Raw genomic sequence first — 14773 nt, forward strand, 5'->3', positions numbered from 1 at the left:
CGACAGTCACATTGACTTCAGTCGTTCTTGGCGCAACGTTCAAGCCCTCTGCCCCGCTGGGTAACGGCAAGCAGTACCGCCAATGGCAGCCAGACAATAGTCCAGTAATCCCCTGGCCGCGTGTAGATCCTTTCTACGTCTGTAAGCATGACAATCAGCGCATAGCACAACGCTGGCAACGCCAGACATACCAATGGATCATGGCGCATTTTCCAGGCTTTTTTCATAACGCAGCCGAGTCCCGCCAATAAAAGCCCCAATGCAACCAACCCGCTGTCATACACCTGCTGTAGATAAAGGCTGTGGGCATGGGGTGAGACTGTCTTGCCGTCCGGCCAATGGTAAGCAAAGGGCGTACCGAGCCCATGGCCTGCGATCCATGAGCCTGACATGCTCGAAAAAAAATACTCCCAGATGGGGCTACGACCAGAAAGCCGGCGCGTCAGAAGCTCGTTTAGCAAGTGATCTTTCCAGATAAGAGCAGCCACCAGCCCGACAGCCAGGCCCCCGCTAAACAGCCACCACCCTAGCCTTGAGCGCTGGAGGAGGATTGCCAACAAGCAACTTGCCGCCAGCGCAATCCACGCACCTCGTGCATAGGTTAAGAGCACATAGGCCGCAAGCACCATAAACACCAGCATCCAGACAACGGCCTTGCGTAGCGACGCCGTTCTATCAACAGCGAGGGCAAACGCCCAACTGGCGATGGCACCATGGAACATCCCGGCGGCAACAGGATAACGGTAATTGGCAAATTCACCGATCCCCAGTCGATCCAGCCGAAAAGCACGGTAGTGAAAGGAGCGATCAAGCCAGTAAAACTGAAAGTACAGGGTCGCCAAGGCACCGAGTGCAACCACGATCACCGCACCAGATAACACCCTGCGAAACACCTGAGGCGAACTATCGACAAGCATATGTACCGCGACCATGAACAACGCTATAAATAGGCCGCGCTTGGCTAACGCGAGGGCATCCACTTCACTGCCCGATGACCACAGTCCGGAAAGCGCCACCCAAACCAGGTAACTCGCCCACACCCAATAACACACACCTGGCAGCCGGGCCCTTCTGGTCGCGACAACGGCCACCAGGTAAATCAGGGCTGGCAACAGCAAGAAGAAATACACCTGACTGTTACGCGCGCTCCCTGAGGTCAACCATACCTTGCCACTGATCAGCACGAACAAGCCCAGTGCCAACACCCAGCCTGTCAGGTACCGCCAACGACTGTCATCATTCCAGTAGCTACCCATGGTCAGCACTCACATCAAACCGCCTTCTAGAACGCATTTTTGTTGATGAACCCCTTGAACACGGTGCTGGCAATGATCTTCAGGTCCAGCCACAGCGACCAGTTATCGATGTACCAGAGATCATGCTCCACCCGCTTCTGCATCTTCTCGAGGGTGTCGGTTTCACCACGAAAACCGCTGACCTGAGCCCAACCGGTGATACCCGGCTTGACTTTGTGCCGCTGCATATAAGACTCGACCAGGTCCTTGTAATACTCGTTATGTACCAGTGCATGAGGACGTGGCCCGACCAGAGACATGCGCCCCTGAAGGACATTGAAGAACTGTGGCAGTTCGTCAAGGCTGGTGCGCCGCAAGAACGCGCCCACTTTGGTCACACGCATATCGTTGCGCGTCGCCTGGGTTACGTCCTTGTCATCGTGGACGACCATCGAACGGAACTTGTACACCTTGAAGCGCACCCCATTGATCCCGGTGCGGTACTGCTTGAACAACATCGGGCCAGGCGAGCTGAGCTTGACCACAATGCCGATGACGGCACATACCGGCAGGATCATCAGACTGATCAGGCCGCCGACCACCAGATCTTCCAGGCGCTTGACGATCTGCGCCGGCCCGTCGATCGGACTGCAGCTCAAGTCCAGCGAATACAGCCCGGCAATGTAGCTGACACGATGATTGAGCAAGCGGATATCGCCCCACTCCGGAATGAAGCGTACTGCCACCGTGTGATGCCTCAAGGCGTACATTACCGCCTGAATACCGCCGCCCTCGCTAAGCGGCAAGCACAGCCAGACTTCATGAGCCCCATGCCTTTCAACTTGTTCGACCAGCTCGGCCAACCAGCTTTCGTCTGCCCGATAGTTGAAGGACGTCGCCACCTTGAAGCCAAACTCGTTCAACTTGCGTGTACGGTTCAGGCGCCGTGCCGTTTCACCACCGGTGTCTACCAGCAAAACAGACTTCAGGTTCATCCCCGAAGATCGCAGCTGGCGCAAGACCAGATAAACGATCACACGAAACGACAGGCTAAATACTGCGCCCAGAATCAAGGTCGAAGAAAACCATATCCGCGAGTAATTACCCGACACTTTCAAGAAGAATGACAGCGACAACAAGATACCCGCAGCAAGACACCAGCACGCCAGAAGGATGCCCAATTGCCGCCAGATGGACACGCCGCGTTGCGACCCATAGCCGCCGCCAAAGGTAATACACAGCACAACGACTGCCGCAATGAGCAAAGTCGTGGTGTTATAGCGCCCTGCCATGTCAAACGTTGTAAATCGATAATCGTGGGCAAGCAAGGAGGCCACAATAACAATCAACATATCCAGCAACGCTACAACGAACGGTACCGGATAGCGCTCTGAAAACGTGGGCTGATAACGATTGATCAGTTCCATACCCTACACATCCTCCCCCATTCCGGAGCCTGACGGCCTCTTGGCCGCGCCCCGGAAGTCCTATAAAAATGTTGCTTGTTATTGCCCTATGGCGCCTGGGTTCTTTGCCCATGATCGCCATCGATGCAGCCAACCCGAAGTTGACTGGCTGCTGGTCTGCTCCCGACAGCACCAGCTTTCATCACACGTTATTGATGGTGTCGCCAGCCAGCGAAAAACGTCTGGCACTTGTCATCGACAAAACGCTTGAACCTCTCTCGAAAAATCTCGGGAGCAAATTGTTCGGCATGCGCACGAATGCTTGCCGGATCAAAATCCCCAGCGCTTTCAAACTGGCTGATGGCGGCACAAATCGCAGCCTCGGTCTGCTCATAGAAAAACATCCCGGTTTTCCCCTCGACGACGGTTTCGAGGGCACCGCCCTTACCGAAGGCAATGACCGGCGTGCCGCAAGCCTGGGCTTCGACCGGGGTGATGCCAAAGTCCTCCTCGGCAGCGAACACAAATGCCCGACACCGCTGCATATGGTCACGCAGGACCTCGAAAGGCTGATACCCCAGAACCCGCACATTAGGCCCTGCCGCCTGTTTGACTTTATCGAACTGCGGCCCGTCGCCGATCACCACCAGTTTCTTGTCGGGCATGGCACTGAAGGCCCTGACAATCAGGTCCATTTTTTTATAGGGGACCATGCGCGAAGCGGTCAGGTAGAAGTCTTCCTTGTCAGGCGTGAAAGCAAAGTCCTGAACATCCACCCCCGGGTAGATGGTGGTCGCCTCACGTTTGTAGACCTTGCCGATACGGCGGCCGATGTAATTGCTGTTGGAGACGAAATGCTCGACGTTGTTGGCCGTGCGCGCGTCCCAGTTGCGAATTTTGAACAGCAGGTAACGGGCCAGCCAGCCCTTGAGCCCTTCACTCTTGTTGGACTCGATCAGGTACTGGTTCTGCAGGTCCCAGGCGTAGCGGATCGGTGAGTGGCAATAACAGATGTGCAACTGGTCAGGGCCGGTCATCACCCCTTTGGCCACCGCGTGGCTGCTGCTGATGATCAGGTCATAACCCGACAGGTCCAGTTGTTCAATCGCCAGTGGCATCAACGGCAAGTACAGTTGATAGCGCTTGCGGGCCTGTGGAAGACGCTGGATGAAGGTCGTCGTGGCAACTTTGCCACCGATCTTTTTACGCTCGGCGTCAGAAAAGAAATCCACCACAGAGAACAGATCTGCCTGAGGCCAGAGACTGATAATTTCAGCCAACACCTTCTCTGCACCTGCGAATGTCACCAGCCAATCATGAACAACCGCTACCCTGATATTCACTACATCACCATCGCAAATTTTCAAAAAATCAATGTGTTGCCGCGACTGCCTGTTACACCGCGTCAGACGCTTTGAACAACGTTGAATAGAACACGCGGAGTATCAATCCCAGGAGCACTGCGGCAATCATTGCGTACTGCCCGATACCACTGACAAACAGATTGACGACCAGAAAGAACGGCAAGAACGAACAAAAAATCAGGTACATCGGCAACCAGGCGATACCCTGACGGCTCACGGCCCTGGCTACCAGCCCCAGCACCACGGCAAAGATCAGACATGCCAGAGCCCCACCCCAGATGCCAAAGTCATAGACCACGGGCCCGAACAACGTGGTGTACACACCCGGGCGAATGACACCGTCAATCAACACCTCCTCGATATCCCCTTTACCCAGGGCCGACATGATGATCTTGGCGGGAATGTAGAAGCTCTGCAGCCCATAGGTACTGGCTCCATCAACTAACGAGGCCAGATAGAAAAACTCGTACAACCCGTGGGTGATGTATTGAGAAAAGTGGGTCAGCGCATAAATCAGTCCGGCCAGACCCGAGCTGTCGTTCTGCCCCAGATACTCCACGACCTGAGCGCTGGCCGGGGCAAATCGGGCATAACCGGAAAGCTCCATTGACGCTACCGGATCCAGACCCATTTGCTGGGTACGGATCCAGAAGACCATGCCCCCCAGCCAGATAAAAGCAACGGCCAGTGCAAGGCCAAGCAACAGGTTGCGCAGGGAAAGCCTGACATATCCGGTCATCAGTGCAGCGGTCAACGAAGTCGCCATGAACACCACCAGTCCACTTCTGGAGCCCTGCAGGACCATGTCGAAAACGGCAAACAACAGGCAGCAGAACAACATCGGAAAGTGATACCAGCGGCGCGCGCCGGCCACCCGCATCATGCAGATGAAGATGGGTAAGAATAGAAAGAATGAAGACAAAACCGCACCGACCAGCGCAATGCTGCCCGAGCCACCGGTGGCAATCAGCTCGCGGTTTTCCATAAAATCGGAACTGATATTGCCGCCGGCCCGGATAAAGATCCGTTCGATAACCCGAAGCACCAAACCGACGCTTCCAAGGCCATAAACAAGCCACACCAGGCGGCCAATGGAGCGCGCATCACATTCAAGCGTCAGAACTTTCGCCCGGGTCAAGCCAGCCGAAAAAAACAAGGCCAGGAAGAACAGGTAGACATAGGCCACGAGGATAAAGAGCGAAGACGGGCCAGCTTCATACAGGTAGTCAATCGGGGCAAAAAACCAGATCAACAGACAGCACAAGCCACCCCAGAGAAAAATCCGGTAGGGCGGAAACACCGCAAGCCTTATCAACAACGGCGTCATCGCAAACCCACTTTCAATATGTTCTCCAGCCTGAAGGTGAACAGTTCCAGTTTCACTGCCCAATACAGTTGCATGCCCACGATCATCAGAAATCCGGCGATCCAGGCCAGCGTGATCAACCCAGTGAAGCTGACAGTCGGCAACAGGTAACCAATGCCTACAAACAGCACAAATACACTGATCCCCGCGGCGACACACAGGGTTTGCAAGCCCGGTCGTGCCGCACTGGCCAAAACGCCTTCAAGGCTTGCGCTGGTCGCCCAGAGCACCATGACCAGCGCCATGCTACTTACCAACCAGCGATCTTGCGGCAACGGCCAGGGAAGGCCGAGTTCGGCCCCGGGAACAAACCAGAGCACTGTCGCTATAACGGCCGCAGCCAGGGCAACCAGCGTCACGCAAGCCATGATCGCTGTACTTCTGAATGCGACCACGCTGCCATAGACGCGCCGGAAGAACACAGTGTTGATAAATTGATGCACGACAATGGCAATGGACAGCCAGCGAAATACAATTGAAAACGCCGCAACGGTGGTTTCTGTGTCCAGTACCCCGAGCACTATTCGCGGGCCGCCCATGAACGCGCCCATCAACACCCCTCCCAGCAGGAACTTGTAGCTGTGGCGAAATACTCCACGCAACGCACCCAAACGCAGCGCCTCACGCCCGGGCAGTTGCGAGACCTTGAGCAATACCCCGATCATGAGCACGCCACAGAGCGCCATGACCTGCACATAGAAGGCCATGAAGTCCACACCCAGCCAATGTGAGGCCAAGCCAAAAAGCAGGGTGAGATACAGGGCACTCTCGAATATCGACGCCACCGCGCCTTTGCCCAACGCTTTAAGCCGGGCTGAGGTTGCCAGTTGCAGCACGACAAGTGCACTTTGCAAGCCGATAACCGCGGCAGCAGCCAGCGATGGCTCCGTGACCAGATGAAATGCCAGCCAACTCGCAGCCATGACCGTCGCGCAGGCGATAAGCACATACGCGGTGGCAGTTTGTACGCCACTGGCTAAAGGTCCACTCAAGGTGCCATAGGCGATGACGCCATGCATGCCCAGTGCAAGCAACGGCCCCAACGCCATCGACACTGATAGCCACCACTCAACCGCACCATACTGGGCATTGCTCAACGTCCAGGCAGCGAGAAACGGCGCGAACAACACTGCTGATTTCGATAACCCGAAAAGACCTGCCTGTACCAGCAGGCGCTTGGCATGGATGAGCAACGCTAAATCCCCGGCTTCTTGTTATAGACCCGCTCCACCAATCCCCGGACTTCGACTTTGGGATGGCGAACCATGGCCTGCTCATAATCCAGGGCGATCCAGCGCAGCGGCTGCGCGACATACAGCCCTGGCTTGAGCAACGATTTGGAAACGCAGGAAGCGGCCCCGACCGTAACCCCATCGCTGATCGACACTGCTGCATTGACCACTGTCATCGAGCCGATGTAGACGTTGTCACCGATACGCACGCTACCATCGACCCGAAAACGATCCAGCCCCGAAGGCGCATGCATGTATCCATGCGTCCAGATCTGGCTGCCCGATCCAGCGAGCGTTGAGTAATCGCCAAAGCGAACACTTCGGGTACAGTCGACGATGTGTTTCGAGGTGATTTTCGAGTAGACCCCAAGCCGCAACACTGCCCGACCCCAAGTAACGCCACGGCGTGCCCGGTACACTTTGTTCATGTTGCCAAGTGCCGCATTCGGCAACAGGAACACCCAGATGTCGCCCTTCACCAGGTTGAAGTGCTGAATGTAAGCCGCCGGCCGCATGACCAGGCATTTGCAGTCCAGGTAGTTACCGTGGCCAATCGAAACCCGTTCGCCGAGCATGACCGATTCGGCACGAATCCAGGAAAATCCGATTCGGCACCCGGCACCGATATGCCAGCCCAGGGCGCGCAGGATCATATTCTTCAGGGCACATGCTGGCAGGCATAACCCCAACAGCGACGCCAAGGTGCGTTTCATCTGTGTTGCTCCGCCACTCGAACCAGGTTGTTTGCAATTTGCCGGACATTGTCCTGGTCGAGCACTGCTGGCAACGATGCAGGGTCGGAGACCAGCCCGGCAAAGGTGGTGGTATACAGCTTGCGGACCAACTGGGTTCTGGCCGCATCGTCGGCAAGCGTGAATGTTCCGCTTTCCACGTCCTGAATAACCTGCGAAATCCCTTCGACATCACTCAACTGTACGTATCCTGGCTCGCCGGCAAGCACGCCTGGACCGAATTGAACCAGTGGCTTGCGCGACAAGACCGCCTCCACGGCAATAGTCCCGGTAACGGTACAGATCAGTTTGACGTGCTCGAGCAGGGAACCCATTGCGACTTCGTAGGGAACCGGGATGATATTGTCCACGGATACGATCTGTTCAAGCAGGGCATCGTCCAGTTCATATTTGGTCTTGGGGTTAAGTTTGACCAGCAGTTTCCAGTGGGCGGGAAGCGCTCGTGCCAACGCTGCAATCAACTCGGCCTGGTTACGGAAATCCTGTCCCCACAGGTCGAGGTTGGATTCGGGTTGCATCTGCATTGGGTACAGCAGGTAATGTTGATCGGCATCCAGGCTGAAGCGCTCGCCACTGAGTTGCGCCCAACGCGCCAGCCGCGCTTTTACCGCCCGGTCCAGCAACCACTTCCTTACCGGTGAAGGCGTATTGAACCGCTCCCCCCCCAGGTAGCTTTTGATCAACGTCAGCCGGTTGGGCCAGGAACCGTGCAACGGAAACACCCGCCCCGGATCCGAAGGCAGGGCGGGACGCATGTAGTCCGGAACCTTCTCGCGCTTGCGAATAGCTTCAGCCAGGGCAAAACAGTCCTCGTCCGCCGGGCAGTCCGCGGACGTACCAATAGCCTCCTTGCTGTCTGCGGCGTAGATGCTGTAGCGCCCTCCCGGATAGCCGGGCATGGAGGGATGAAAAAAGGCTACTCCGCGAGCCTTGCACCATTCTACCGCCAGCAGTTCATGAAACAGCGTGGCCTCGCCAATGACCAGGTCCGGCTTGGCGTCATCCAGCGCCTGCCAGATGGCCTGCCGGTAGTAGTGGTAGTGGGTAGGCTGACCGCCAAAATAATTGACGAAACGATCTGACCGACGTGTCCGGGTGAACAGATCGTCGCCACCCAGCGGGCTGAAGTCCTTCACTCGGGGAAAGCCGATCAGCCTGGCCTGACCATGGGCCGGTGCAAAAAGCGGGTTCTGTACAATCCACTGGACATTATGGCCATCAGCAATGAAGCACTTGGCCAGCGCATCCCAGAAATAGGTCTTGTACCTATTTTCTATCAGTACAATATTCATAGGTCAGTAGCTTTCTTTCCGCTCGATAAACCTGAATCCCGATCCGACTACGATCGAGTTTTCCGGGACACTTTTGCTGACCACGACGCCGGCACCAATCACTGAGTTACGGCCAATGGTTACCCCGGCCAGTACGATGCAATGCGCGCCCAGCCAGACCCCGTCTTCGATACAGACCGGCTTCGAGACATGCTGATAGGGCAACGGACCATTGATATCCAGGGAGGCCGTTTCAATATGCACACCCTGGGAAAGGCGCACTTCATTACCCAGGTGCACAGGTGATTTTGCCCCGATAACGCAATCGGGACTGATCATGACCCGGCCATGAAACTTGATGTTCTCGGGGTACTTCAGGACGACACTCCAGTGACAGTTGCTACCGCGTGGAACATCGGCGACAGCCCTGATTTTGACAAAGGTCCAGAACCGTCCCAGCAGATCAACTACATGAATCATCGCGCGCACCAGCGCCCTGACCAACGACAGTCGGAAAAAGCTTTCGAACAAGCGCTTCAGCGTGCCTTTCATTTGACGTACAACCGATTGATATAATTATCCAGGGGCGCACCCAGCTCGACGCTTACCGGTGCATATTCGTAAATACCTATGGGATGCAGTGAATACTGCGCCTGAAACAGCAACCGTGGCTTATGCGTCGGCAGTTGCCCCTTGTGCAGGCCAAAGGTGTTTTCCAGGAAGGCACTGCCCTGCTCTCCGGTAAAGTACTTGATCCCGTCTTGACCAAAGGCCTCGATCACTTCTGAATCGCTGTAACGTCGGATCTTGTTGAAACCATCATGTTTGTGACTGCCCGGCACGAAGACGTGGGGACCGGCGCCTTCGTCGACATCTGAAAGGTAGATAAACAACTTGATGAAACGCAGGTCATCAACATCGCGGTGAAAGCACTCGGCCTCTTGTGGGGTGTCATGACCGGGGTAAGACCACCACACGCTGAGGTTCGACAATGTCGGTTTGGCGCCCAGCCAGTTCTCAACAATCGCCAGCACGCGACTGTCGTTGGCCCATTTCAACGCCCATGGCGACTGCGCGATATCGGAATTGAGGAATGGCGCGGTATGGCAATCTGCAGGCGGATGCGCGGGATCGAACAACCCCGACGCCGCATTCCAGCGGTCGAATGCCTGCTTGTCCTGGAAGTATTCCTTCATCTGGGCAACCTGGTCGGAGGTGACCAGGTCGTCGAGCATGACATAACCGTTGCGGCCCAGTTCGCCCAGTTCATGTTGCGGCAATGGGCTCGAAGAAGACTTGGCTGGAAGTCGCTTGCAGGCCACCTCGGAAAGCGCTTCGCGGTGACCAGGCCTGGTGATCAGGCGCTGGGTAAAAAAGGCCAGCCGACGAAACGGATAGACCCTTCCGACAATCTTCTTCAATGTACTCCCAGCCATTTTCAACTCCTTGAACTACGGGTTCGAGCCCAGCGTGCACCGGGTTATTCAGTCAACATCGAGAGAGGCAAAATCGACAGGTGTGTTTTCCAGCACCGCAGTCTTTACTCGCTTGCCAACAACGTCATCGAAGTATTTCGGCGCAACACCACGCCCTGGACGGACGCTGCGGATCGCATCGGCGGTAACCACATCACCTGCGGCCAGTGACTTGACGAAGTAGAGCGAGCGACGGAACTGCACATTGCCCTGCTCGCTGGATTTGCGCGCGTAGTTGACGTCACCCAGTGCCGCCCACGCGGTTTTGCTGTCCTGACACAGCGCCTTGAGCTCCAGTGGCTCCAGCGAGAAACTGTCGTCCGGTCCTCCACCCTTGCGATCCAGGGTGAAATGCTTCTCGACGATCGAAGCGCCCAAGGTAACGGCGGCAATCGCAGTGGTGTTGTCCAGGGTGTGATCGGAAAGCCCGGTGACCAAACCAAAACGGCGAACCATGTCGGGAATGGTGCGCAAGTTGTATTCCGCAGCCGGCGCCGGATAGCCGCTGACACAATGAAGAATTGCCAGCTCCTTGCAGCCGCCCTCACACGCGGCCTCGATCGCTTCGCTGATCTCTTCGGCATCGGCCATGCCGGTAGAAATGATCATGGGTTTGCCAGTGCCAGCCACATATTTGATCAATGGCAGGTCGATTGCCTCGAAGGAGGCAATCTTGTAAGCCGGGGCATTCAGGCTTTCCAGCAAGTCGACGGCAGTAAAGTCAAAGGGCGAACTGAAAATGGTGATACCCAGTTTGCGGGCATGCTCGAACAACGGCTGGTGCCACTCCCAGGGCATCTGCGCCTCCAGATAGAGGTCGTACAGGGTACGGCCATCCCACAGCCCCCCGTGAATGCGGAACTCTTCAGCATCGCTGTTCAGCGTGATGGTATCTGCGGTGTAGGTTTGCAGCTTGACCGCATCGGCGCCGGCTTTCTTCGCTTCCTCGATGATCCTCATTGCTGTTTCGAGCTTGCCATTATGGTTGGCAGACAGCTCGGCAATGATGTAAGGCGCATGCGCGGCACCGATTGCCCGCCCTGCAATGGATATCATCGGATTCATCATTGGCCTCGAATTAATTTATTCAGTTTTTCTTGCATGACATCACGGTGCATATCCCACTCACGGGACAGCAGCGCCAGCCTGTATATATCGACGTACGCGTCGTCCACACGGTGCTGCTCGCGAAAAATACCTTCCACCTGGAAGGCGAACTTCTGGTGAAGCTTGATGACGGCACTGTTGAATGCCAGCACCTCGCAATTGAGCTTGTTCAGCTGCAGCACGTTGAACGCATGCTCCAGCGCGAGAAACTCCATACGGCTGCCAGTGCCCTTGGCGGCATCCGGGGCGGCATAGAACGCCCAGCTGGCATTGGCGCTGTGGGTGTCGATGTCGGTGAAGCCGACAATCCCCGCAGCCCCCCCCTGCCACTCGTACATGAAGTACTGCTGGTCCTGGCGCTGCTGCAAGCGTTGCCACCATGCCAGGTGTTCCTGCTCGCTGATTACATGCCGGGTGTACATGTTGGCCCGCACGGCGGGTGCGTTTCGCCACTCAAGCATCAGGCCGACTTCGTCAGCCTCGATATTTCGCAGTTTTCCAAATGCCTGCACGTGTTCAATCCTTTTCCGATTCAGCCATAACCTGCGCGACGACCCGGCAGCCGGAGCCGTCGACAATCTTTCGTGCCTGCTGGCTCATTTGTTCCAACATGGACGGATCCCCACTCGCCTGTTCCAGATACCGGGCAAGGTCGCGGCCCAAAGTCTCATCCAGCGCCAGCGTCAGCACGGCGCCGGTAGCTGCCAGTTGTCGGGCGGCAAATACCTGGTTTTCCGCCAGCACAACCATCAGCGTCGGCAAACCCAGGCAGCAACGCTCCCATGAGGTTGCACCGGCCGCACCGATAGCAAGGTCAGAGGCAGCCATCAGCTCTGCCATGTTGCTGACATTGGTCTTGACCTCGGTGCTGAATGGCAGGGTCCGGGCTTGGGCACGAACCTCTTCGAGCCAGGGCGCGGTAGCCCCCATCACTACGGTTACCCGGGAGATAGTGGCCAGGGAAAGCGTTTCCAGGACCGATAAAATGCGTCCCGTGACGTTGTCCTTATCGACGCCACCCATGGTGATCAACACGTTCCTGAGGGCAAATGCCGCCCGGCGCTGCAGGCTATCGCCCCGCAACGCGGAAAAATCCGGTCGCAGCAATGCATGCTGTACACCGCACAGTAACCTGCAGTGCGCAGGCACCCATCGGCAATAATCCTGAGGCGAACGTCCCAACGACTGATCAAGCAACAGGTCGCACTGATGGGCTCGATCGGCTAGGTCGTCTATGACCATCAACTTGCGGGACAACCCCGCAATACTGCCCTCCCATTGCTGGTCCAGAGCGTAATGATCAACAACCAGCCAGTCCGGCCTGATGCTTTCAAGCAGCGCAGCACACGCAGCCGCATCCTCTGCCTGGCTGGCCCCCAGCCAATAACCGTAGATTCCGCGGTCCGCCCCCGGATTGCCGGCAATGCCGGTCACCACTTGCAGCGGATGGACCTGATAGCCGCGGGACCTGATCTGCTCGATCAGATTCCCGGTATGCGCCCGGCAAATGAAGTGACAGTGCGCGCCCTGTGCGGTCAGCTCATCGGCCAGGGTCAGGCAGCGCATGACATGCCCGATGCCAATCTCGACGGAGGCGTCTGCACGGAACACAACTTTCAATCGATCCACCCGCCTACCTCAATGATCTTACGCAGCATCACAACAACCCTGGCAACTTACCCTGAAAGCCCTTTCGCGACTCCTGAGCCGGATCAAGGTTTACCGGTTCATTTCCCGGAACATCCATTCAGCCCGAACCCAATCTTCAAGCGTGTCGATATCCTGGACCCTGTGGCCTGGCAGCACTACCGGTACCGAGCCGGGCCCAAACACGGGCTTGCCCAACCGCCAGGCCTGCGTACGCCCCCAATAGAACTGGCCAGCGTCATGAAAGGTTTCCTGTAGATCTTGCGAGCGGGTATTGAATTGCTCCGGATAGATCATTTCAATCCGGCCCTGGGTGTTGATCCGTACTGCCCGCTGGACAGGAAATGCATAGCGGGTAACGGCAAAGGCAAAATCGCATTGTTCACGGATCAAGGCGTCGAGCCCTGCCTGCAAATCCTCGGGCCTTACAAAGGGTGCCGTTGCGTAAAGGCAGCACAGGTAATCGATCTGCTGCCCGTCCTGTTCGAACCACTCAATGGCATGCTGAATCACCGGCACTGTGCCGCTGTGATCGTCAGCCAGTTGCGCGGGACGGATAAATGGCACCTGTGCCCCGGACTGGCGGGCCACCTCGGCGATCTCCAGATCGTCGGTCGAGACGATCACCCGGTCAAAAACACCGCTATTGAGGGCGGCCTCGATCGACCAGGCGATCATCGGCTTGCCGCAGAACATCTTGATGTTCTTGCGCGCAATACGCTTGCTGCCGCCACGGGCGGGAATGACCGCCAGTTTCATGCCTGCAAAGCCTTGGTCAGTGCAGCGACGACCACGTCCTGCTGAGACTCGCTCATGGTCTGGAACATCGGGATGCTGATGGCGTCCCGGTAATAGGCTTCAGCTTCAGGGAAATCGCCGCGGGCAAACCCCATGGCGGTGTAGTAAGGCTGGGTATGTACCGGAATGTAGTGAAGATTGACTCCGATACCCTGCTCACGCAACGACTCGAAAACCTGGCGATGGGTCTTGTCGATCTTGTCCAGTTGCAGGCGAATCACATACAGGTGCAATCCGGAATAACTGTCTGGATGCTGCCACGGCAGGGTCAGCGGTAATGCTGCCAGCAGTTCATTGTAGCGCGCCGCCAGCTCATGCCGGCGAGCGATGAACTGATCGAGGCGCTGCATCTGGCTCACACCCAAGGCCGCCTGCAGTTCGGTCATGCGGTAGTTGAAACCCAGATCGATCTGCTGGTAGTACCAGGGCCCATCAGCTTCATGGGTCATCTGTTGCGGGTCGCGGGTGATGCCATGGCTGCGCAGCAAGGCCATCTTTTGTGCCAATGCGTCGTCGTTGGTGACCGCCATACCGCCTTCGGCGGTGGTGATGATCTTCACCGGATGGAAGCTGAACACAGTAATGTCACTGTACTTGCCGTTACCGATGAACTCGCCCTGGTATTGGCCACCAATGGCATGCGAGGCATCTTCGATGACTTTGAATCCGTATCGCACGGCCAACGCATGGATCGCCTGCATGTCGCAGGGCTGACCACAAAGATGCACCGGGACCACAACCTTGGGCAGCGTCCCCGCTTGCTCCGCCAGCTCCAACTTGCGCGCCAGGGCTTGTGGGCAGAGGTTATAGGTGCGTGGGTCGATGTCCACGAAATCGACCTGCGCCCCACAGTACAAGGCGCAGTTTGCCGATGCGACAAAAGTAACCGGGGTAGTCCACAAACGATCACCAGGCCCCAGCCCCAGGGCCAGGCAGGCAACATGCAATGCCGACGTTGCACTATTGAGCGCAAGTGCGTGACGCGCGCCTACATGCTGTGCAACCCGCTGCTCGAACTCCGGCACCATTGGGCCCTGAGTGAGAAAGTCGGACTGCAGGACGCTGACGACAGCGTCGATATCAGCCTGGCTGATGTCCTGGCGACCATAAGGGATCATGG

General features: G+C 56.8%; 14 protein-coding genes. All 14 read right to left on the bottom strand.

Going from position 1 to position 14773, the window contains the following annotated elements; all coding sequences use genetic code 11:
- Nucleotides 1-17 precede the first annotated feature (17 nt).
- Nucleotides 18-1256 carry an O-antigen ligase gene (locus LOY54_RS20030; RefSeq protein ID WP_258607678.1) on the bottom strand — a complete coding sequence of 413 codons (1239 nt, stop codon included), beginning with the start codon at nucleotides 1254-1256 and terminating at the stop codon, nucleotides 18-20.
- A 26-nt stretch (nucleotides 1257-1282) separates the two neighbouring features.
- Nucleotides 1283-2656: an undecaprenyl-phosphate glucose phosphotransferase gene (locus LOY54_RS20035; RefSeq protein WP_093387385.1), complete on the bottom strand. Its 1374-nt coding sequence runs from the start codon at nucleotides 2654-2656 to the stop codon at nucleotides 1283-1285.
- Nucleotides 2657-2850: 194 nt separating this feature from the next.
- Nucleotides 2851-3978 carry a glycosyltransferase family 4 protein gene (locus tag LOY54_RS20040; protein ID WP_258610740.1) on the bottom strand — a complete coding sequence of 376 codons (1128 nt, stop codon included), beginning with the start codon at nucleotides 3976-3978 and terminating at the stop codon, nucleotides 2851-2853.
- A gap of 58 nt (nucleotides 3979-4036) precedes the next feature.
- Nucleotides 4037-5332, bottom strand: coding sequence for a hypothetical protein (locus tag LOY54_RS20045; protein WP_213603527.1), 1296 nt, complete (start codon nucleotides 5330-5332; stop codon nucleotides 4037-4039).
- Entirely contained in the window at nucleotides 5329-6564 is a 1236-nt protein-coding gene (locus tag LOY54_RS20050) for a hypothetical protein (protein WP_258607679.1), read from the bottom strand. The genes LOY54_RS20045 and LOY54_RS20050 overlap by 4 nt, the downstream gene beginning before the upstream one ends.
- Nucleotides 6565-6566: 2 nt before the next feature.
- On the bottom strand, nucleotides 6567-7316 hold the full coding sequence (locus tag LOY54_RS20055) for a hypothetical protein (RefSeq protein WP_258607680.1): 750 nt from the start codon (nucleotides 7314-7316) through the stop codon (nucleotides 6567-6569).
- Nucleotides 7313-8647 carry a capsular biosynthesis protein gene (locus LOY54_RS20060; protein ID WP_258607681.1) on the bottom strand — a complete coding sequence of 445 codons (1335 nt, stop codon included), beginning with the start codon at nucleotides 8645-8647 and terminating at the stop codon, nucleotides 7313-7315. The genes LOY54_RS20055 and LOY54_RS20060 overlap by 4 nt, the downstream gene beginning before the upstream one ends.
- 3 nt (nucleotides 8648-8650) lie before the next feature.
- Entirely contained in the window at nucleotides 8651-9178 is a 528-nt protein-coding gene (locus tag LOY54_RS20065) for a DapH/DapD/GlmU-related protein (RefSeq protein ID WP_258607682.1), read from the bottom strand.
- Complete coding sequence (locus tag LOY54_RS20070) at nucleotides 9175-10062, bottom strand: phytanoyl-CoA dioxygenase family protein (RefSeq protein ID WP_213603520.1); 888 nt, start codon at nucleotides 10060-10062, stop codon at nucleotides 9175-9177. Before LOY54_RS20070 ends, LOY54_RS20065 begins: the two co-directional genes overlap by 4 nt.
- 48 nt (nucleotides 10063-10110) lie before the next feature.
- A complete protein-coding gene (gene pseI, locus LOY54_RS20075; RefSeq protein WP_258607683.1) occupies nucleotides 10111-11169 on the bottom strand; it encodes a pseudaminic acid synthase in 1059 nt (352 codons plus the stop codon).
- Nucleotides 11166-11720 (bottom strand): UDP-4-amino-4,6-dideoxy-N-acetyl-beta-L-altrosamine N-acetyltransferase, encoded by a 555-nt coding sequence (gene pseH / locus LOY54_RS20080; protein ID WP_249744406.1) that lies wholly within the window; start codon nucleotides 11718-11720, stop codon nucleotides 11166-11168. The genes pseI and pseH overlap by 4 nt, the downstream gene beginning before the upstream one ends.
- A 4-nt stretch (nucleotides 11721-11724) precedes the next feature.
- Nucleotides 11725-12837, bottom strand: coding sequence for a UDP-2,4-diacetamido-2,4,6-trideoxy-beta-L-altropyranose hydrolase (gene pseG / locus LOY54_RS20085; RefSeq protein ID WP_258594519.1), 1113 nt, complete (start codon nucleotides 12835-12837; stop codon nucleotides 11725-11727).
- A gap of 90 nt (nucleotides 12838-12927) precedes the next feature.
- Nucleotides 12928-13614, bottom strand: coding sequence for a pseudaminic acid cytidylyltransferase (gene pseF / locus LOY54_RS20090; protein ID WP_045195343.1), 687 nt, complete (start codon nucleotides 13612-13614; stop codon nucleotides 12928-12930).
- Nucleotides 13611-14771, bottom strand: coding sequence for a UDP-4-amino-4,6-dideoxy-N-acetyl-beta-L-altrosamine transaminase (gene pseC / locus LOY54_RS20095; protein WP_045195345.1), 1161 nt, complete (start codon nucleotides 14769-14771; stop codon nucleotides 13611-13613). The genes pseF and pseC overlap by 4 nt, the downstream gene beginning before the upstream one ends.
- Nucleotides 14772-14773: the final 2 nt, after the last annotated feature.

The organism is Pseudomonas sp. B21-032 (genome assembly GCF_024748965.1).
GTDB lineage: Bacteria > Pseudomonadota > Gammaproteobacteria > Pseudomonadales > Pseudomonadaceae > Aquipseudomonas.